The organism is Pseudomonas sp. MF6751, from assembly GCF_016613265.1.
GTDB classification, from domain to species: domain Bacteria; phylum Pseudomonadota; class Gammaproteobacteria; order Pseudomonadales; family Pseudomonadaceae; genus Aquipseudomonas; species Aquipseudomonas fluorescens_BV.
Map to the genome: position 1 here is coordinate 279747 of NZ_JAENSV010000002.1, position 19918 is coordinate 299664.

The following is a 19918-nucleotide window of genomic DNA, read 5'->3' on the forward strand; positions in this document are numbered from 1 at the left end:
CAACACCTATCGGGACTGAATGATGCTCAACCGCTCCCCCACCACCATCTCGGTAATCCAGTCCACCAGGATCGAGGTGTACGCCTGCTGCGACACCGGGTCGCTCAGGGAATGGTCGGCGCCGTCGATGATGCGGTGGGTCAGCGAATGGGTCTGCTGGCACGCCGCGCGGTAACTCATGATGGTGGCGTGGGGCACATGGTCGTCGGTTTCCGATTCGACAATCAGCACATCGCCGGTAAATTGCGCGCAGGCATGCAGGGCGCGGTTGGTTTCGGCGTGCACGAGGGTGCCACGGTAATCCATCAGGTCGGCTTTATCCAAGTCGCGCTTGGGCTTGAGCCATTCCTGGTCGCGGTACAGTGCCGGCACTCGCAGCGCCAGCCAACGTACCGGGCGCAACGAGGTGAGGATCGCCGCGAGGTACCCGCCATAACTGGTGCCCACCACTGCCACCGCCGAGGTGTCGATAGCCGGGTGGGACAGCAGGCGATCGTAAGCGGCCAACAGGTCGCGCAGGTTGTCTTCGCGGGTGACGCGGGACAAGGGGATGCCGGTGCCAGCATGGCCACGCAGGTCGAAGGTCAGGCACACACATCCAAGGCCTGCGATACCTTTGGCCCGCTCCAGGTCGCGCTCCTGGCTGCCGCCCCAGCCGTGCACGAACAATACGCCGGGCACTTTGGACTTGGGACTGAGGAATGTCCCACTCATCTGTTCGTCGTCTATATCGATGGTGATGCTCTCGCTTCTAGCCGTCATAAGTCTTGACCGTCACATACTTGAGTAGAAAGTCGCTGTTTTCGGCCGGGCCTCGGTATACCTCGATGGCATCCGCCGGCAGCGCCTGGTCTACATAGGTTTCTACCGAGGACACACGGATGGCCTTAAGGCCCGGATGGTTGATAAAACTCTGCAACGCCGCGACTTCCGCGCTGCTGGCCCCGCCCATGCGCCAGGATTGTTCGAGCACACCACTACGGCGCTGGCCTGTGCTGTCCAGGCCTTGGGCGATGTCGTAGTTGCGGCGCGAAGCGAAGAAGCCTGGGTAGGCCTCATTCGCAGCACGGTCGAAAACCAGCGCCTGTTCGATGGCCTCACGCACGTCTTCAGGCAGATCCAGTTTGAGCAGGGCAGCGTAATCACCGGGGACGACCAGCAGATCGGAACCGCCGTAGACCTCTTCCCCCTGCCCGTCTTGCGTCAAGTGCTGCTCGCCGCAGTAGCTGAATAGGTGATCGCCGATAAAACTCTGGCCCACACTGTGGGTGACCACCGCGTGCAGGTCTTGTTCCAGCACCACACCTTCATTGAACATTCTCGCCGCTTCCGGGCGCGCCACTATCGCGTCGAACTCATCCAGGCTGTGGATAACTTCCTGCCCCCGCCCTGCACAAGCATTTACGGGTTTCAGACGAATCGGGCCGCTGTAGAGCAAGCGGGTCGCGGCAGACCGTGCATCCTCAAGGGCGAACACACTCACACCGTCCAACACCACGTCACGCACACGTTCGCAGAATGACGGCGACCAGCCTTCGGGCGCCTTGGCCTCGGGACTCAGCAGCCCGTGACTGATGGCTTTGGTGCAGATGAACGCGTGATCGACATAGCCGCCCCACAGATCTTGTGGCCCCTTGATATTGAGCTGGCGCGCTTGGGCTGGCCCGACCAGGGTTTGCGTGGGCAGCAGATACAATTCCCGACCCGCATGCAGGGCCGGGTCGTAACTGCCCCCGAACTTGAGCCCCAGGATCTGCGCGAGCCAGCGTGCGAGGGCTCGGTTGGTTTCGATTTCATGCAGGGGCGCCCCCTCTCGCATGGAGTGGGCGACCACCAACTTCTTGCGACTTATGGGGGTCATGCGGTCCCCTTTTCCATCAACCTTTGTGTAGCAGTGAGGTTGCATGGATCAGGCCAACGCGGGGATTGAGGGGAGAGCTGTTAAATCAATCAATTGCGCAAAAAGTGATGGCCGTTAGCCTGTTTTATTTTGCACGACCCGGGGCGAACCCTGCGGCGTTCTGCACGATTCAAACCCCGAAGCGGTTGCGGTAATCACTGGGGGACAGGCCGGTGATTTTCTTGAAGATGGCGCGAAAGGCGCTGGGGTCCTGATAGCCGACGGTCCAGGCAATGTGATCGATCGTGCCGTTAGTGAACTCCAGCATCTGCCGCGCCTTGCCGACTCGCAGATGCTGACAGTACTCGGTGGGTTTCAGCCCGGTGGCGTTGCGAAAGCGGCGCAAGAACGTGCGCTCCTCCAGGTTCGCCTCCTGCGCCATCGCCGCCACGGACACATCCACCGCGCCACTGGCCTGCAGCCAATGCTGGACCTTGAGGACCGCACCATCACCATGCCTGAGAATCGGCGCAAAGTTGCTACCGCACTGGCTGGCACTGGCGCTGTGCTCGATCACCAGAAAGCGCGCAGTGTCAGCTGCAATGCTCGGCCCCATAAGCCGATCGACCAGGCGCAGGCCCAATTCCGACCAGGCCATCAGCCCAGCGGAGGTGATCAGGTCGCCGTCATCGACAATAGGTTTATCCGCTTCCAGTCGCACCGCCGGGTAACAGGCCGCAAAAGACTTCGCGGAGGACCAGTGGGTGGTGGCACTGCGGCCATCCAACAGGCCGCTGCGCGCCAGCATGATCGAGCCGATGCACACGCCGCCCAGCACGGTGCCGCCCGCATGTTGCAGGCGCAGCCATTCCAGCAGCGCAAGCGGCGCCTGGTCTTCGGTGAACTCTGCAATCGAGGGCGGCACCAACACGGCCATCATCGGTTGCTCGGGGCCTGGGTGGCTGTCGAACGTGCGCGCGGGCGTGCCGTGGGCATCTACCTGCCAGTGGCTGACCCGCAGCAGCGGTAATTGCGCAGATTCATGCTCGGCGGCGATGCGGTTAGCGACCCCGAACAGGTCGGTCAGCCCGTGGACTGCGGCGAGTTGCGCGCCCTGGTAGATCAACACACCCAGCTCGACAGTGCTGCGTTGCGCGGCCATTGTCAGTTTTCCCCCTGTTATTGTCGGTGCAGCCAATTCTCGGTGTGATCGCCAGCTAAGATACTAGGCCCATCAACCCATCACGAGGCAACACACATGGCCAAGCAGGCGCTCATCCTAATCGATATCCAGAACGACTACTTCCCCCAGGGCAAGTGGCCGCTCGACGGCGTGGAAGCCGCAGCGGACAAGGCGGCGCAGGTGCTCCAAGCGTTTCGACAAGCAGGCGATGCGGTGATTCATGTACGGCATGAGTTCGCTGGCGACGACGCACCGTTCTTCACACCGGGCTCCGAAGGCGCGCATTTGCATGCCAAGGTGCTCAACGAGGGCGATGAACCGGTGGTGCTCAAACACTTCGTGAATGCGTTTCGCCAAACCAACCTGCGCGAACTGCTGGAACAGCGCAGCATCACCGATGTGGTGGTAGTGGGCAGCATGAGCCATATGTGCGTTGACGCCGTGGTGCGGGCGGCAGCGGACCTGGGCTACAAGGTTACGGTGATCCATGACGCCTGCGCGACCCGCGACCAGGAATTCAACGGCCAGGTGATTCCGGCGGCACAGGTGCACGGGGCGTACATGGCCTCCCTGGCATTTGGCTATGCGGGTGTAGTGTCGGCAGAGGAATATCTGAAAGCCCAAACAGCGGCTGCGTGACCGCCACCTGGGCTGATCGCTTTAGCGTGTGGCAATGATGAACAGCCGCGGAAAGGGCAACAACACCGTGCCATCGGCCAGGGCTGGATAAGCCTGGGTAATTCGCGCCTGGTATTGCTGCAGGAAGGCGGCTTTTTCATCGTCCGTCAACGGCGCAAGAAAAGGCCGCAATGCCGAAGCCTTGAACCACTCCACCACCGCTGCGTGGTCCGCCAAGGGGTGTTGATAGGTGGTGCGCCACACATCCACGGTACTGCAATGCTTGCTCAGCAGTTCGTAGTAATAACTGGCGGTGTGCCGTTCATTGTGTTTGACCGCCCCTATCTTTGCCGACCATGGGCCATCGGCCGCGACTTCTCGGGCCAGGCGATGAGCGGGCTCGTCAAGGTTGTCCGGGGTTTGCACCGCCAGCGTACCGCCTGGGTTCAGTTGGTGGACCAAATGCGGGTAGAGCGTGGCGTGGTCGGGCAGCCATTGCAGCGAGGCATTGGCCAGGATCACATCCAAGCGTTGCGCAGGATGCCAGGCGCCGATATCTGCCAGCTCGAAGTTCAACCTGGGCAGGCGCTTGCGGGCGTCTGCCAACATGTCATCGGAGCTGTCCATGCCAGTGACGTGCGCTTGGGGGAAACGCTCGGCCAGCACTTCAGTGGAGTTTCCCGGCCCGCACCCCAGGTCGACTGCGGTGCCCACGTCGGTGTTGGGAATTGCCGCAACCAGGTCACGGACGGGGCGAGTGCGCTGCTGTTCGAACATTGTGTACTGCTTGGCGGACCAGGTCATCACAGCCTTCCTTCTTTCTTAGAGGTGGCGCCAGCCTAAATCTTGTGAGCCATGAGAACAAATGCTGGGATTGGTGTGCTGCCTGTACAAAGGCGCCCCGCGCGCGACGCCTGCACGTCGACCATAAAAAAACCCCCGATGCTTTCGCTATCGGGGGTTTTGTTTGTTCAGGGTCGGTCTTGGACCTTAGAACGGGATATCGTCATCAAAGCTGTCGAAATCCGGAGCCGGTTGCGGGGCAGCCTGTTGTGGTGCTGGGCGCGACTCACGCTGTGGCTGTTGGCTTGGCTGCGGACGCGACTGCTGTGGGCGCGGTGCCGAGTTGGACATGCCGCCCTGGCCCTGTTGGTCGCCCTGTGGACGGCCGCCCAGCAGTTGCATGGTGCCTTGCATGTCGACCACGATTTCGGTGGTGTAACGCTTGATGCCGTCTTTTTCCCACTCGCGGGTTTGCAGTTTGCCTTCGATGTACACCTGCGAACCTTTGCGCAGGTATTCACCGGCGATCTCTGCGACCTTGCCGAACATCGACACGCGGTGCCACTCGGTTTTCTCTTTGCGCTCGTTGGTCTGCTTATCGGTCCATTGCTCGCTGGTCGCCAGACTCAGGTTGGTCACAGCATTACCGTTAGGCAAGTAGCGAACTTCGGGATCCTGGCCGCAAGTACCGACCAATATGACTTTGTTAACCCCACGGGCCATAACGTTCTCCTAGGCTGGGCGCGCTGTCGGCACTGGGTTGACCAGTTGCTCGAGCGTCGCGCGATCCAATAATTCGGTGTCCAATTTGATGTAAATGGCCGCCTCTTCAGCGACCACGACTGCATCCGTTACCCCTACGACAGCCTTCAGGCGCTCTACCAGGCCGGCTTCGCGGATTGCCTCGGGCGATAGCGGCAAACGCAGACTGGTGACGTAGGGAGGTTCGCGCATGGTAACAGCAAAGACCAGCCAAAGTGCAGCCAGCCCGGCGCATCCGAGGAACACAACCGACAAACCGCCATGCTGGAACATCCAGCCGCCCATGATGCCGCCCAACGCGGAACCCAGGAACTGGCTGGTGGAATACACCCCCATGGCCGTGCCCTTGCCGCCTGCCGGTGAGACTTTACTGATCAGTGACGGCAACGACGCTTCGAGCAGGTTGAAGGCGGTGAAAAACACCACCGTACCGATCACCAGTGCTCGCAGGCTATCGCCGAACTGCCAGAAGAATAGTTCAGTGAGCATCAATGTCGCGACGGCGCCGAGTAAAACTCGTTTCATTTTGCGTTTCTTCTCGCCATAGATGATGAACGGGATCATGGCGAAGAACGAAATCAACAGCGCAGTGAGGTAGACCCACCAGTGCTGCTCCTTGGGCAGGCCAGCTTTTTCCACCAGGGCCAGGGGTAAGGCGACGAAGCTGCACATCAGCATGGCGTGTAATACGAAGATACCTAGATCCAGGCGCAGCAGGTCCGGGTGCTTGAGCGTCGGAAGCAACGCCTTGCGTGCGACGCCCGATTCACGATGCTGCAGCGTACCGGTGGAGCGCGGCACCATAAAGGCAACGATCAGGATGCCAAACAACGCCATGCCGCCCGTGGCCAGGAACAGCCCATGCAAGCCGAACGCGCGCGTGAGCAAGGGCCCGACCACCATGGCCACGGCAAACGACAGGCCGATGGTCATGCCGATCATCGCCATGGCCTTGGTGCGGTGTTGTTCGCGGGTCAGGTCCGACAGCAGCGCCATCACGGCGGCGGAAATCGCACCGGCGCCCTGCAGGATGCGGCCGGCGATCACGCCCCAGATCGAATCGGATTGGGCCGCTAGCACACTGCCAAGGGCGAATACGATCAGCCCGAGATAGATCACCGGGCGACGGCCAATGCGGTCGGAAATAATCCCGAACGGGATCTGGAAAATCGCCTGGGTCAGGCCATAGGCACCAATCGCCAGGCCGATCAAGGCGGGGGTCGCACCTGCGAGATCCATCCCATAGGTGGCCAGCACTGGCAACACCATAAACATGCCCAGCATACGGAAGGCGAACACCAGGGCCAGCCCGCTTGCCGCTCGGGTCTCGCCGCTACTCATGCGTTCGCTGTGGGGATCGTGCATGGAAAAACCTCGTGTGAACCGGCGGCGATTCTACCAGTCCCATCGATTGAGAGGGTATATGCGGCGCTTTGCCGCGCAGCTTTCATGTAAGGCTGCAGGCGGCGTTTTGACAGTGTATATTCATCCAGTCTTTAGCCGTATACTCCGGCATCATTTACGCCCGCCGTGCGAGGCCATCTTGGACAAGATCCTGATTCGTGGGGCTAGAACCCACAACCTGAAGAACATCGACCTGACCCTGCCCCGGGACAAACTGATCGTCATCACCGGCTTGTCCGGCTCCGGCAAATCGTCCCTGGCGTTCGACACGCTGTATGCCGAAGGTCAGCGTCGCTATGTGGAATCGCTGTCGGCCTACGCCCGGCAGTTCCTGTCGATGATGGAAAAGCCCGATGTCGACACCATTGAAGGCCTGTCGCCGGCTATTTCCATCGAGCAGAAATCCACGTCCCACAACCCGCGCTCCACCGTGGGTACCATTACCGAGATCTACGACTACCTGCGCCTGCTCTACGCACGCGTGGGTATCCCCCGCTGCCCGGACCACGATATCCCCCTGGAAGCCCAGACCGTCAGCCAGATGGTCGACCTGGTGCTGGCCCAGCCCGAAGGCGCCAAGCTGATGCTGCTGGCGCCTGTCATTCGCGAGCGCAAGGGCGAACACCTGTCGGTCTTCGAAGAGCTGCGTGCCCAGGGTTTTGTACGTGCGCGCATCAACGGCAAGCTCTATGAGCTGGACGAAGCGCCGAAGCTGGACAAGCAGAAAAAGCACTCCATTGATGTGGTGGTCGACCGATTCAAGGTGCGCGCCGACTTGCAGCAGCGTTTGGCGGAATCGTTCGAAACCGCGCTGAAGCTGGCCGATGGCATTGCCCTGGTAGCGCCGATGGATGACGAGCCGGGCGAAGAGATCATCTTCTCCGCACGCTTCGCCTGCCCGATCTGTGGCCATGCCATCAGCGAGCTGGAACCCAAACTGTTTTCCTTCAACAACCCGGCCGGCGCCTGCCCGACTTGCGACGGCCTGGGTGTGAAGCAGTTTTTCGACATCAAGCGCCTGGTCAATGGCGAGCTGACCTTGGCCGAGGGTGCGATACGCGGATGGGACAGGCGTAACGTCTACTACTTCCAGATGCTTGGGTCGTTGGCCTCCCACTACAAGTTCAGCCTGGAAGTACCGTTCAACCAACTGCCAGCAGACCAGCAGAAGGTCATTCTAAATGGCAGCGGTTCACAGAATGTCGACTTCAAATACCTGAACGATCGCGGCGATATCGTCAAGCGCTCGCACCCGTTCGAAGGCATCGTGCCGAACCTGGAACGCCGTTACCGCGAAACCGAATCGGCGAGCGTGCGCGAGGAGCTGGCGAAGTTCCTCAGCACACAGCCATGCCCGGATTGCCGTGGCACGCGCCTGCGCCGTGAAGCCCGGCATGTATGGGTGGGCGAGAAGACCCTGCCGGCAGTAACCAACCTGCCGATCGGCGATGCCTGTGAATACTTTGGCGTGCTGAAGCTGACCGGTCGTCGTGGAGAGATTGCCGACAAGATCCTCAAGGAGATTCGCGAGCGATTGCAGTTCCTGGTCAACGTGGGCCTGGACTATCTGTCGCTGGACCGCAGTGCCGATACCCTGTCTGGCGGTGAGGCACAGCGCATTCGCCTGGCCAGCCAGATCGGCGCCGGCCTCGTGGGCGTGCTGTATATCCTCGACGAGCCGTCGATTGGCTTGCACCAACGGGATAACGACCGCCTGCTGGGCACGCTGAAACACCTTCGCGATATCGGCAATACCGTGATTGTGGTCGAGCATGATGAAGACGCTATCCGCCTGGCGGACTACGTGGTCGATATCGGCCCCGGCGCGGGCGTGCATGGCGGCCATATCGTTGCTGAAGGCACGCCTGCCGAGGTGATGGCACATCCTGACTCACTGACCGGCAAATACTTGTCCGGCCGTGTGAAGATTGAAGTACCCGCCAAGCGAACGCCGCGTAACAAGAAGATGGCGCTGCATCTAAAGGGCGCGCGCGGGAACAACCTGCGCAATGTCGACCTGGAGATTCCGCTGGGCCTGCTGACCTGCGTGACCGGTGTTTCCGGTTCGGGCAAGTCGACGCTGATCAACAACACCCTGTTCCCACTGAGTGCCACCGCCCTGAATGGCGCGACCACCCTGGAAGCGGCGGCTCACGACAGCATCAAGGGCCTGGAGCATCTGGACAAGGTGGTCGACATCGACCAGAGCCCGATTGGGCGTACGCCTCGCTCCAACCCAGCCACCTACACCGGGCTGTTTACCCCTATCCGTGAGTTGTTCGCTGGCGTGCCAGAGTCGCGCTCACGGGGTTATGGGCCGGGCCGCTTCTCGTTCAACGTCAAGGGTGGCCGCTGTGAAGCGTGCCAGGGCGATGGCCTGATCAAGGTGGAAATGCACTTCCTGCCGGACATCTACGTGCCGTGCGATGTGTGCAAGAGCAAGCGCTACAACCGCGAGACCCTGGAGATCAAGTACAAGGGCAAGAGCATCCATGAAACCCTGGAGATGACGATCGAGGAAGCTCGCGAGTTCTTCGACGCAGTGCCGGCGCTGGCGCGCAAGCTGCAGACGCTGATGGATGTGGGCCTGTCGTACATCAAGCTGGGGCAGTCAGCGACCACGCTGTCGGGTGGCGAGGCGCAGCGGGTCAAGCTATCTCGCGAGCTGTCCAAGCGTGATACCGGCAAAACCTTGTACATCCTCGATGAGCCGACCACTGGCCTGCACTTCGCGGATATCCAGCAGTTGCTGGACGTACTGCACCGCTTGCGGGACCACGGCAATACCGTGGTGGTGATCGAGCACAACCTTGATGTGATCAAGACTGCCGACTGGCTGGTAGACCTGGGGCCAGAAGGTGGTTCTAAGGGTGGCCAGATCATCGCAGTGGGCACTCCGGAGCAGGTTTCCGAAATGCCTCAATCGCACACCGGTTACTACTTGAAACCGTTGCTGGAACGCGACAGGGCCTGATTTTTTCATCGCCCAATAAAAAGCCCCTGCCACTTTGCGGTGACAGGGGCTTTTTTGTAACCGGGAATCAGAACTGCGATTGCAGGTAATTCTCCAGGCCGATCAACTTGATCAGGCCCAACTGCTTTTCCAGCCAGTAGGTGTGATCTTCTTCGGTGTCATTCAACTGCACCCGCAATATTTCGCGGGTGACATAGTCGTTGTGCTGTTCGCAAAGCTCAATGCCCTTGCAGAGTGCGGCACGGACCTTGTACTCAAGGCGAAGATCGGCAGCGAGCATATCAGGCACTGTGGTACCCACGTCCAGATCATCAGGACGCATACGCGGCGTGCCTTCGAGCATCAGAATGCGGCGCATCAGGGCGTCAGCGTGCTGTGCCTCTTCTTCCATTTCGTGGTTGATACGCTCATAGAGCTCGGTAAAGCCCCAGTCTTCGTACATACGCGAATGGATGAAATATTGGTCACGAGCTGCCAGTTCGCCCGTCAGCAACGTGTTGAGGTAATCGATTACGTCGGGGTGACCTTGCATCGCCCTACATCTCCCTGCTTGAAAGACTGTAGTTTGAACCATGCTGACTTGAAGGTCACGGGACAAACGGCAGAAAAGTGAAGATTTCCGGAGAAAAGTAGCTGAAATAACGCAAAAACCGCCCAAATGAGGGCGGTTCTGCTTATCGTTTAGAGTCAGTTAAGCGATACACCCAGTGCCTTTGCAATTGCTTCTCCATAAGCCGGGTCAGCCTTATAGAAGTGCTGCAGTTGACGCTGGACCACATCGCTGGAAACCCCAGCCATTGCGCCCGCGATGTTATTGGTGAGCAACGCTTTCTGCTCATCATTCATCAGACGGAACAGCGCACCGGCGTGGCTGTAGTAGTCCGTATCTTCGCGGTGATCGTAACGATCGGCAGCGCCGCTCAGGGCCAGTGCTGGCTCTGCATATTGCGGGGCTTGTTTCGGTGCGTCGGCATAGCTGTTTGGCTCGTAGTTCGGAGCCGCCCCACCGTTGCTGCCGAAAGCCATGGAACCGTCACGCTGGTAGCTGTTAACCGGGCTACGTGGCGCGTTCACCGGCAGTTGCTGGTGGTTGGTACCCACACGATAGCGGTGAGCATCGGCGTAGGCGAACACCCGACCTTGGAGCATACGGTCTGGGGACAGGCCAACGCCTGGGACCATGTTGCTTGGGCCAAATGCAGCCTGCTCAACTTCCGCGAAGTAGTTCTGCGGATTACGGTTGAGCTCCAGCTCACCCACTTCAATCAACGGGAACTCTTTTTGCGACCAGGTCTTGGTCACATCAAACGGGTTTTCGTAATGGGCATTCGCCTGCGCCTCGGTCATGATCTGGATGCACACGCGCCACTTGGGGAAGTCACCGCGCTCGATTGCACCAAACAGATCGCGTTGGGCGTAGTCAGGATCGGTACCCGCCAAGCGGGCAGCCTCGGCCGGAGCCAGGTTCTTGATGCCTTGCTTGGTCTTGTAGTGCCACTTCACCCAATGACGCTCGCCCTGGGCATTGATCAGACTGTAAGTGTGGCTGCCGAAACCGTGCATGTGACGGTAGCCGTCTGGAATCCCGCGGTCCGAAAACAGGATGGTGACCTGGTGCAATGCCTCAGGGGAGTGCGACCAAAAATCCCACATCATCTGCGCGCTTTTCAGGTTGCTCTGCGGCAGGCGTTTCTGGGTGTGGATAAAATCCGGGAACTTCAGCGGATCACGGATAAAAAACACAGGGGTGTTGTTACCGACGATGTCCCAGTTGCCTTCCTCGGTGTAGAACTTCAAGGCGAAGCCACGTGGATCGCGCTCAGTGTCGGCCGAACCGCGCTCCCCACCTACCGTGGAGAAACGCAGGAACGTAGGGGTCTGCTTGCCAACGGACTCGAACAATTTGGCGCTGGTGTATTGGGTAATGTCTTTTGTCACCGTGAAGGTACCGAAGGCACCCGAACCTTTGGCGTGCACGCGACGCTCAGGGATGTTTTCACGGTTGAAGTGAGCGAGCTTCTCGATCAGGTGAAAATCGTCGAGCAGCAAGGGGCCACGAGGGCCGGCGGAACGTGAGTTCTGATTGTCCGCAACGGGCGCGCCGCTGGCGGTGGTAAGGACTTTATTCTGGCTCATGCGCATCTTCCTCAGGTCGGGCTTGAAACTGCCGGCTAATCGGCTTGGAGGGAGTATTGACCATTCACATGACACCTACAAATTCATTAAATTGTAGGCTTCAATAGAAAATAACTACCAACATGCCCGATGCTCATAGTGAAGCGTGTCGCCTGAAGATTCTTGTACGCAACGCGCTTTTATTACGCGCACAAAAAACCGGGCACTAGGCCCGGTTCTTCGTTGCAGCTTGTCGTATTACTCGGCGCTTACAGCTTCGCCAGCAGTAGCACGATCAACCAACTCGACGTACGCCATAGGCGCGTTGTCGCCAGCGCGGAAACCGCACTTGAGGATGCGCAGGTAGCCGCCCTCACGGGTAGCGTAACGCTTGCCCAGGTCGTTGAAGAGCTTACCAACGATAGCTTTCGAACGAGTACGGTCGAAAGCCAGACGGCGGTTAGCCAGGCTGTCTGTCTTGGCCAAAGTGATCAGCGGCTCAGCAACGCGACGCAGTTCTTTAGCTTTCGGCAGTGTAGTTTTGATCAGCTCGTGCTCGAACAGCGACACCGCCATGTTTTGGAACATGGCCTTGCGGTGCGAGCTGGTACGGCTCAGGTGACGACCACTTTTACGATGACGCATGGTTCATTCCTTACCAAACTCACGTTCGGTGATTACGACGATCAGGCAGTCGCCTTGTCGTCCTTCTTAAGACTTGCAGGCGGCCAGTTGTCGAGGCGCATGCCGAGGGACAGACCGCGGGAGGCCAGAACGTCCTTGATTTCAGTCAAGGATTTCTTGCCCAGGTTCGGAGTCTTCAACAGTTCTACTTCGGTGCGCTGGATCAGGTCACCGATGTAGTAAATGTTTTCCGCCTTAAGGCAGTTAGCCGAACGTACAGTCAGTTCCAGATCGTCAACCGGGCGAAGCAGGATCGGATCGATCTCGTCTTCCTGCTCGATTACCACTGGTTCGCTGTCACCTTTGAGGTCGACGAACGCAGCCAACTGCTGTTGCAGAATGGTTGCAGCGCGGCGGATAGCCTCTTCAGGATCCAGGGTACCGTTGGTTTCCAGATCAATAACCAGCTTGTCCAGGTTAGTACGCTGCTCGACACGGGCGTTTTCCACCACGTATGCGATACGGCGAACCGGGCTGAACGAAGAGTCAAGCTGCAAGCGACCAATGCTGCGGCTTTCGTCTTCATCGCTCTGACGCGAGTCGGCCGGTTCATAACCACGACCACGAGCTACAGTGAGCTTCATGTTCAGGGCGCCGTTAGACGCCAGGTTAGCGATTACGTGATCGGGGTTAACGATCTCGACATCATGATCCAGCTGAATATCGGCAGCGGTAACCACCCCCGAACCCTTCTTCGACAAGGTCAGCGTAACTTCGTCACGGCCGTGCAGCTTGATAGCCAGACCTTTAAGGTTCAACAGGATTTCAATTACGTCTTCCTGTACACCTTCGATGGCGCTGTACTCGTGGAGCACACCGTCAATCTCGGCCTCGACTACTGCACAGCCGGGCATTGAGGACAACAGGATGCGGCGCAGCGCGTTGCCCAGGGTGTGGCCAAAACCACGCTCGAGAGGCTCGAGAGTAATTTTGGCGCGGGTTGGACTGACAACCTGCACATCAATGTGGCGGGGTGTCAGGAACTCATTTACCGAAATCTGCATGGATGCACCTATTTTCTAGCCCTTACTTGGAGTAGAGCTCGACAATCAGGCTTTCGTTGATGTCGGCGGACAGATCACTGCGAGCAGGAACGTTCTTGAAAACGCCCGACTTCTTCTCAGTGTCTACTTCTACCCATTCTACGCGGCCACGTTGGGCACACAGATCGAGAGCTTGGACAATGCGAAGTTGGTTTTTTGCTTTCTCGCGAACTGCGACCACGTCACCAGCACGAACCTGGTAGGACGGAACGTTTACGGTCTGACCGTTAACGCTGATCGACTTGTGCGATACCAGCTGACGGGATTCGGCACGAGTCGAACCAAAGCCCATACGGTATACAACGTTGTCCAGACGGCATTCGAGCAGTTGCAGCAGGTTTTCACCGGTTGCACCTTTCTTGCCAGCAGCTTCTTTGTAGTAGCCGCTGAACTGACGCTCGAGAACGCCGTAGATACGACGGACCTTCTGCTTTTCACGCAGTTGGGTGCCGTAGTCGGACTGGCGACCGCGGCGTTGGCCGTGGATACCAGGTGCTGCTTCAATGTTGCACTTCGATTCGATCGCGCGCACGCCGCTCTTCAGGAAGAGATCGGTGCCTTCGCGACGAGCGAGTTTGCATTTTGGACCAATGTAACGAGCCATTCTTTACAATCTCCTGGATTACACGCGGCGCTTCTTCGGCGGACGGCACCCGTTGTGCGGGATTGGCGTCACGTCGGTGATGCTGGCGATCTTATAGCCACAGCCGTTCAAAGCACGGACAGCAGACTCACGACCTGGACCTGGACCTTTGACGTTAACGTCGAGGTTTTTCAGGCCATATTCCAGCGCAGCTTGACCAGCACGTTCAGCAGCTACTTGAGCAGCAAACGGGGTGGACTTGCGGGAACCGCGGAAACCCGAACCACCGGAGGTAGCCCAAGAAAGCGCGTTACCTTGACGGTCGGTGATGGTCACGATGGTGTTGTTAAAAGATGCATGGATGTGGGCGATGCCATCAACCACTGTCTTTTTAACTTTTTTACGAGGACGAGCAGCAGGTTTTGCCATGATAATTTTCCTGTCGATTCGCTGGGGCGATTACTTGCGGATCGGCTTACGCGGACCTTTACGGGTACGCGCGTTAGTCTTGGTACGCTGACCGCGTACTGGAAGACCACGACGATGACGCAGACCGCGATAGCAACCGAGGTCCATCAAACGCTTGATTTTCATGTTGATTTCGCGACGCAGGTCACCTTCAGTGGTGAACTTCGCCACTTCGCCACGCAGCTGTTCAATCTGCTCGTCGCTCAGATCCTTGATCTTAGCGGCTGGGTTTACCCCAGCAACCGCGCAAATTTTCTGCGCAGTAGTGCGACCAACACCATAGATGTAGGTCAGCGAGATAACAGTGTGCTTGTTATCTGGAATGTTAACGCCTGCAATACGGGCCATTCAGTGGGACTCCAATTGACAGCTACCTACGCCCCGGAAGCCAAGAAATAGGGCGCGAGATAATATCGCTGTAATAACAAATAATCAACCCGGCAGCGCACTAGCTGCCGGGCTTCAAGCGGATCACACTCAGCCTTGGCGCTGTTTGTGACGCGGTTCCGCGCTGCAAATTACTCGAACAACACCTTCGCGGCGAATAATCTTGCAGTTACGGCACAGCTTTTTCACCGATGCACGAACTTTCATCACCAACTCCTCGAACCTTATGGGGTACTCAGCGCAACATGCCGCTGCCGTAGCCCTTCAGGTTGGCTTTCTTCATCAGGGATTCGTACTGGTGCGAAACGAGGTGCGATTGTACTTGGGACATGAAGTCCATCACAACCACGACCACGATCAGCAACGAGGTCCCGCCAAGGTAGAACGGAACGTTTGCTGCAACCACCAGGAACTGGGGCAACAAGCATACGGCCGTCATATATAGAGCACCGAACAGGGTCAAACGGGTCAGAACGCCATCAATGTAGCGTGCCGACTGCTCACCTGGACGGATGCCCGGAATAAAGGCACCGGACTTCTTCAGGTTTTCCGCTACGTCTTTCGGATTGAACATCAACGCCGTATAGAAGAAGCAGAAGAAAATAATCCCTGCACTAAACAGCAGAATATTCAACGGCTGACCAGGAGCGATCGACTGAGAGAGGTCCTGCAGCCAGCCCATATTTTCAGACTGACCAAACCAGGTACCCAACGAAGCCGGAAACAGCAAGATGCTGCTCGCGAAAATTGCCGGAATAACACCGGCCATATTCACTTTCAGCGGCAAGTGGCTGGTCTGCGCAGCAAAGACCTTACGGCCCTGCTGACGCTTGGCGTAGTGAACAGCAATACGACGCTGGCCACGCTCAATGAACACCACAAAACCGATAATCGCTACTGCCAGCAAACCGATGGCAACCAAGGCGAAGATATTGATATCACCCTGACGCGCAGACTCGAAAGACTGCCCGATTGCTCTCGGAAGACCGGCGACGATACCTGCGAAAATCAACATCGAGATACCGTTGCCAACACCACGCTCAGTAATCTGCTCACCCAGCCACATCATGAACATCGCACCAGCCACAAACGTGGATACCGCGACGAAATGGAAGCCAAAGTCACCAGTGAACGCAACGCCCTGCCCTGCCAGGCCAACGGACATGCCGATAGCTTGAACCAGGGCGAGGACGACAGTGCCGTAGCGGGTGTACTGGCTAATCTTGCGACGGCCAGCTTCACCTTCCTTCTTCAACTGCTCCAGCTGCGGGCTGACGGCTGTCATCAGTTGCATGATGATCGATGCCGAGATATACGGCATGATCCCCAGTGCAAAGATGCTCATCCGCTCCAGCGCGCCGCCGGAAAACATGTTGAACAAGCTAAGAATGGTCCCCTCATTCTGTCGAAACAGGTCTGCGAGTCGGTCCGGGTTGATACCTGGAACCGGGATGTGTGCGCCTATTCGGTAGACGATAATCGCCAGGAACAGAAAACGCAGACGAGCCCAAAGTTCAGACATACCGCCTTTGCCGAGCGCTGAGAGAGCACCTTGCTTAGCCATTTATTCCTCGAACTTGCCGCCAGCTGCTTCGATAGCCGAACGCGCACCTTTGGTGGCGCCGATTCCCTTGCCGATAGTGACAGCGCGAGTCACTTCACCGGACAGCATGATTTTCACACGCTGTACGTTGACGTTGATCACGTTGGCATCTTTCAGGGTCTGCACAGTAACGATGTCGCCTTCCACTTTAGCCAGCTCGGACAGACGCACTTCTGCGCGATCCATGGCTTTCAGGGACACGAAACCGAACTTAGGCAGGCGACGATGCAGCGGCTGTTGACCGCCTTCAAAGCCTGGAGCAATGGTGCCACCGGAGCGGGAGGTTTGACCCTTGTGGCCACGGCCACCGGTCTTACCCAAACCACTACCGATACCACGGCCCGGACGATGCTTTTCGCGACGGGAACCCGGCGCTGGACTCAGATCATTGAGTTTCATCGATTAACCCTCTACACGCAGCATGTAGTAAGCCTTGTTGATCATCCCGCGATTCTCGGGAGTATCCTGGACTTCTACAGTGTGACCGATGCGACGCAGACCCAAACCTTTAACGCACAATTTGTGGTTAGGGATGCGGCCGGTCATGCTTTTGATCAGCGTTACTTTAACGGTAGCCATGATCAGAAGATCTCCTTGACAGTCAGGCCACGCTTGGCAGCGATGGACTCAGGAGATTGCATAGCCTTCAGACCCTTGAAAGTGGCGTGAACCACGTTTACCGGGTTAGTCGAGCCGTAGCACTTGGCCAGAACGTTCTGAACGCCAGCAACTTCGAGGACAGCACGCATAGCGCCGCCAGCGATGATACCGGTACCTTCAGAAGCAGGCTGCATGTACACCTTCGAAGCGCCGTGAGCGGACTTCATTGCGTACTGCAGAGTGGTGCCGTTCAGATCAACTTGGATCATGTTGCGACGAGCAGCTTCCATTGCCTTCTGGATCGCAGCAGGCACTTCACGTGACTTGCCACGGCCGAAGCCAACACGCCCTTTACCATCACCCACCACGGTCAACGCGGTGAAAGTGAAGATACGGCCGCCTTTAACGGTTTTGGCTACGCGGTTAACTTGAACCAGCTTCTCAATGTAGCCTTCGTCGCGCTTTTGGTCGTTATTTGACATAACTTAGAACTCCAGCCCAGCTTCACGAGCAGCATCAGCCAGCGCTTTCACGCGGCCATGGTACTTGAAGCCAGAGCGGTCGAAAGCCACTTGCGAGACGCCAGCGGCCTTAGCACGCGTAGCGACCAGCTGGCCAACCTTTGTGGCCGCGTCGATGTTGCCAGTGGCACCATCACGCAGTTCTTTATCCAAAGTCGAGGCGCTTGCCAGGACTTTGTTGCCGTCGGCCGAGATGACCTGGGCGTAGATGTGCTGCGACGAGCGGAACACGCAGAGACGCACGACTTCGAGTTCGTGCATTTTCAGGCGTGCTTTGCGAGCGCGACGCAGTCGAGTAACTTTTTTGTCGGTCATTTGCTATGCCCTACTTCTTCTTGGCTTCTTTACGACGGACGACTTCGTCCGCGTAGCGCACACCTTTGCCTTTGTACGGCTCTGGTGGACGGAAGTCGCGGATCTCAGCGGCCACTTGACCTACCAGCTGCTTGTCGATGCCCTTGATCAGGATATCGGTCTGGCTAGGAGTCTCAGCAGTGATGCCCGCTGGCAGTTCGTAATCCACTGGGTGCGAGAAGCCAAGGGCAAGGTTCAAAACCGTGCCTTTTGCTTGCGCTTTGTAACCAACACCGACCAGCTGGAGCTTACGCTCGAAGCCTTGGCTTACGCCCTGGACCATGTTGTTTACCAACGCACGCGTGGTACCGGCCATTGCGCGAGTTTGTTGATCGCCATTGCGAGCAGCGAAACGCAGCTCACCAGCTTCTTCAACGATCTCAACGGACGAATGGATGTTCAGTTCAAGAGTACCCTTGGCACCCTTCACCGAAAGCTGTTGGCCTGCGAATTTGACTTCGACACCGGCTGGCAGCTTAACGGGGTTCTTAGCGACGCGAGACATGCTTATCCCCCCTTAGAACACAGTGCAAAGAACTTCGCCGCCGACACCGGCAGCGCGCGCAGCACGATCCGTCATCACACCTTTGTTGGTGGAGACGATAGACACGCCCAGACCGCCACGAACTTTCGGCAGATCTTCAGCGGACTTGTACTGACGCAGGCCTGGACGGCTAACGCGCTTCACTTCCTCGATGACCGAACGGCCTTCGAAGTACTTCAGCTCGATGGACAGCAGTGGTTTGATTTCGCTGCTGATCTGATAACCCGCAATGTAGCCTTCGTCTTTCAGGACTTTGGCAACAGCTACCTTCAACTTGGAAGATGGCATGCTTACGACGGACTTTTCAGCCATCTGGGCATTACGGATACGAGTTAGCATGTCCGCTAACGGGTCCTGCATACTCATGGGCTAGACGCTCCTAATACAAAAAAATTAGCCTTGCGGCTACATATGTCGCCGAGAATCTCCGAGCACAAAAAACACGGGCTCAGGCGAGCCGCGTATTTTAGACATACTCCAGAAATGAAACAAGCCCCAAAAGGGGCTTGATCCAGATTCAAGGTCACCGGCGGTCAGTATCTTGCGATTCCGACCACCTGGACGTTGAAAGTACTTACCAGCTGGCTTTAACCAGACCTGGTACGTCACCACGCATTGCCGCTTCACGCAGTTTGTTACGGCCGAGGCCGAACTTGCGGTAAACGCCGTGTGGACGACCGGTCAGGCGGCAGCGGTTACGCATGCGCGAAGCGCTTGCGTCACGTGGCTGCTTCTGCAGAGCAACTGTAGCTTCCCAACGCGCTTCTGGACTTGCGTTCAGATCAACGATGATTGCTTTCAGTGCTGCACGCTTCTTGGCGTACTTGGCAACCGTGAGCTGACGCTTCAGCTCGCGGTTTTTCATGCTCATCTTGGCCATGGTCCTACTCCAATCAGTTGCGGAACGGGAATTTGAACGCACGCAGCAGAGCGCGGCCTTCATCATCGTTCTTGGCAGTGGTGGTCAGGGTGATGTCCAGACCGCGGAGAGCATCGATCTTGTCGTAGTCGATTTCCGGGAAGATGATCTGCTCTTTCACGCCCATGCTGTAGTTACCACGACCATCGAAGGACTTGGCATTCAGGCCGCGGAAGTCGCGGACCCGAGGCAGGGAGATCGACAGCAGACGATCCAGGAATTCGTACATACGCTCACGGCGCAGAGTCACTTTGACGCCGATCGGCCAACCTTCACGGACTTTAAAGCCAGCGATGGATTTCCGAGCGTAAGTCACAACGACTTTTTGACCGGTGATCTTTTCCAGGTCAGCAACAGCGTGCTCGATGACTTTTTTGTCGCCGATCGCTTCGCCCAGACCCATGTTCAGGGTGATTTTGGTGACGCGCGGAACTTCCATCACGTTCCCGAGCTTAAGTTCTTCCTTAAGCTTAGGGGCGATTTCCTTCCGGTAAATCTCTTGTAGTCGTGCCATGGTCTAATCTACCTAGCAG

25 protein-coding genes are annotated in these 19918 nt (G+C 57.7%); 2 read left to right on the top strand and 23 right to left on the bottom strand.

What is annotated here, in order from left to right:
* Positions 1-6 precede the first annotated feature (6 nt).
* The 3 genes from JJD66_RS03130 to JJD66_RS03140 all read right to left on the bottom strand — a co-directional run bounded on the left by JJD66_RS03130 (position 7) and on the right by JJD66_RS03140 (position 3002).
* On the bottom strand, positions 7-762 hold the full coding sequence (locus JJD66_RS03130) for an alpha/beta hydrolase family protein (protein WP_043050059.1): 756 nt from the start codon (positions 760-762) through the stop codon (positions 7-9).
* A complete protein-coding gene (locus JJD66_RS03135) occupies positions 752-1861 on the bottom strand; it encodes a DUF3182 family protein (protein ID WP_200647582.1) in 1110 nt (369 codons plus the stop codon). The genes JJD66_RS03130 and JJD66_RS03135 overlap by 11 nt, the downstream gene beginning before the upstream one ends.
* Positions 1862-2030: 169 nt before the next feature.
* Entirely contained in the window at positions 2031-3002 is a 972-nt protein-coding gene (locus JJD66_RS03140) for a GlxA family transcriptional regulator (protein WP_200647583.1), read from the bottom strand.
* A 96-nt stretch (positions 3003-3098) separates the two neighbouring features.
* Here JJD66_RS03140 and JJD66_RS03145 point away from each other — a divergent pair, with 96 nt between their 5' ends.
* Entirely contained in the window at positions 3099-3662 is a 564-nt protein-coding gene (locus tag JJD66_RS03145) for a cysteine hydrolase family protein (protein WP_200647584.1), read from the top strand.
* 21 nt (positions 3663-3683) lie between these two features.
* On the opposite strand, the gene tam is transcribed toward JJD66_RS03145, so the two are convergent.
* The 3 genes from tam to JJD66_RS03160 all read right to left on the bottom strand — a co-directional run bounded on the left by tam (position 3684) and on the right by JJD66_RS03160 (position 6551).
* Positions 3684-4445, bottom strand: a complete 762-nt coding sequence (tam, locus tag JJD66_RS03150; RefSeq protein WP_054896951.1) for a trans-aconitate 2-methyltransferase — start codon at positions 4443-4445, stop codon at positions 3684-3686.
* A gap of 186 nt (positions 4446-4631) precedes the next feature.
* Positions 4632-5147 (bottom strand): single-stranded DNA-binding protein, encoded by a 516-nt coding sequence (locus JJD66_RS03155; protein ID WP_105228726.1) that lies wholly within the window; start codon positions 5145-5147, stop codon positions 4632-4634.
* Between the two features lie 9 nt (positions 5148-5156).
* On the bottom strand, positions 5157-6551 hold the full coding sequence (locus tag JJD66_RS03160) for an MFS transporter (protein ID WP_014720149.1): 1395 nt from the start codon (positions 6549-6551) through the stop codon (positions 5157-5159).
* 178 nt (positions 6552-6729) lie between these two features.
* On the opposite strand from JJD66_RS03160, the gene uvrA reads away from it, so the two are divergent.
* Complete coding sequence (uvrA, locus tag JJD66_RS03165) at positions 6730-9564, top strand: excinuclease ABC subunit UvrA (RefSeq protein WP_003194630.1); 2835 nt, start codon at positions 6730-6732, stop codon at positions 9562-9564.
* Positions 9565-9631: 67 nt separating this feature from the next.
* Here uvrA and bfr read toward each other — a convergent pair whose 3' ends face one another.
* The 17 genes from bfr to rplE all read right to left on the bottom strand — a co-directional run bounded on the left by bfr (position 9632) and on the right by rplE (position 19899).
* Positions 9632-10096, bottom strand: a complete 465-nt coding sequence (bfr, locus tag JJD66_RS03170; RefSeq protein WP_003176400.1) for a bacterioferritin — start codon at positions 10094-10096, stop codon at positions 9632-9634.
* Positions 10097-10251: 155 nt separating this feature from the next.
* Positions 10252-11700 (bottom strand): catalase, encoded by a 1449-nt coding sequence (locus tag JJD66_RS03175; protein WP_044269390.1) that lies wholly within the window; start codon positions 11698-11700, stop codon positions 10252-10254.
* 237 nt (positions 11701-11937) lie between these two features.
* Positions 11938-12324 carry a 50S ribosomal protein L17 gene (gene rplQ, locus JJD66_RS03180; RefSeq protein ID WP_003176402.1) on the bottom strand — a complete coding sequence of 129 codons (387 nt, stop codon included), beginning with the start codon at positions 12322-12324 and terminating at the stop codon, positions 11938-11940.
* A gap of 41 nt (positions 12325-12365) precedes the next feature.
* Complete coding sequence (locus JJD66_RS03185) at positions 12366-13367, bottom strand: DNA-directed RNA polymerase subunit alpha (protein ID WP_003176403.1); 1002 nt, start codon at positions 13365-13367, stop codon at positions 12366-12368.
* 22 nt (positions 13368-13389) lie between these two features.
* Entirely contained in the window at positions 13390-14010 is a 621-nt protein-coding gene (gene rpsD / locus JJD66_RS03190) for a 30S ribosomal protein S4 (protein ID WP_003176404.1), read from the bottom strand.
* A gap of 18 nt (positions 14011-14028) precedes the next feature.
* On the bottom strand, positions 14029-14418 hold the full coding sequence (gene rpsK, locus JJD66_RS03195; RefSeq protein WP_002555466.1) for a 30S ribosomal protein S11: 390 nt from the start codon (positions 14416-14418) through the stop codon (positions 14029-14031).
* A gap of 30 nt (positions 14419-14448) precedes the next feature.
* Positions 14449-14805 (bottom strand): 30S ribosomal protein S13, encoded by a 357-nt coding sequence (gene rpsM, locus JJD66_RS03200; protein WP_003194635.1) that lies wholly within the window; start codon positions 14803-14805, stop codon positions 14449-14451.
* A gap of 129 nt (positions 14806-14934) precedes the next feature.
* Positions 14935-15051 (bottom strand): 50S ribosomal protein L36, encoded by a 117-nt coding sequence (gene rpmJ / locus JJD66_RS03205; RefSeq protein WP_002555468.1) that lies wholly within the window; start codon positions 15049-15051, stop codon positions 14935-14937.
* A 28-nt stretch (positions 15052-15079) separates the two neighbouring features.
* A complete protein-coding gene (gene secY / locus JJD66_RS03210; protein ID WP_003194637.1) occupies positions 15080-16408 on the bottom strand; it encodes a preprotein translocase subunit SecY in 1329 nt (442 codons plus the stop codon).
* Positions 16409-16846, bottom strand: coding sequence for a 50S ribosomal protein L15 (rplO, locus tag JJD66_RS03215; RefSeq protein WP_003176407.1), 438 nt, complete (start codon positions 16844-16846; stop codon positions 16409-16411).
* A gap of 3 nt (positions 16847-16849) precedes the next feature.
* Entirely contained in the window at positions 16850-17026 is a 177-nt protein-coding gene (gene rpmD / locus JJD66_RS03220) for a 50S ribosomal protein L30 (protein WP_003176408.1), read from the bottom strand.
* Positions 17027-17028: 2 nt separating this feature from the next.
* Positions 17029-17529, bottom strand: a complete 501-nt coding sequence (gene rpsE, locus JJD66_RS03225; RefSeq protein ID WP_003176409.1) for a 30S ribosomal protein S5 — start codon at positions 17527-17529, stop codon at positions 17029-17031.
* A gap of 3 nt (positions 17530-17532) precedes the next feature.
* The gene (gene rplR / locus JJD66_RS03230) at positions 17533-17883 is read right to left on the bottom strand and encodes a 50S ribosomal protein L18 (RefSeq protein WP_003186037.1); all 351 of its coding nucleotides are present in this window, start codon (positions 17881-17883) and stop codon (positions 17533-17535) included.
* Positions 17884-17893: 10 nt separating this feature from the next.
* The gene (rplF, locus tag JJD66_RS03235; RefSeq protein WP_003194640.1) at positions 17894-18427 is read right to left on the bottom strand and encodes a 50S ribosomal protein L6; all 534 of its coding nucleotides are present in this window, start codon (positions 18425-18427) and stop codon (positions 17894-17896) included.
* Positions 18428-18439: 12 nt separating this feature from the next.
* On the bottom strand, positions 18440-18832 hold the full coding sequence (gene rpsH / locus JJD66_RS03240) for a 30S ribosomal protein S8 (RefSeq protein WP_003176413.1): 393 nt from the start codon (positions 18830-18832) through the stop codon (positions 18440-18442).
* Positions 18833-19040: 208 nt separating this feature from the next.
* Positions 19041-19346, bottom strand: a complete 306-nt coding sequence (gene rpsN, locus JJD66_RS03245; RefSeq protein ID WP_003176414.1) for a 30S ribosomal protein S14 — start codon at positions 19344-19346, stop codon at positions 19041-19043.
* Positions 19347-19359: 13 nt separating this feature from the next.
* Positions 19360-19899, bottom strand: a complete 540-nt coding sequence (rplE, locus tag JJD66_RS03250) for a 50S ribosomal protein L5 (RefSeq protein WP_003194642.1) — start codon at positions 19897-19899, stop codon at positions 19360-19362.
* Positions 19900-19918 lie beyond the last annotated feature (19 nt).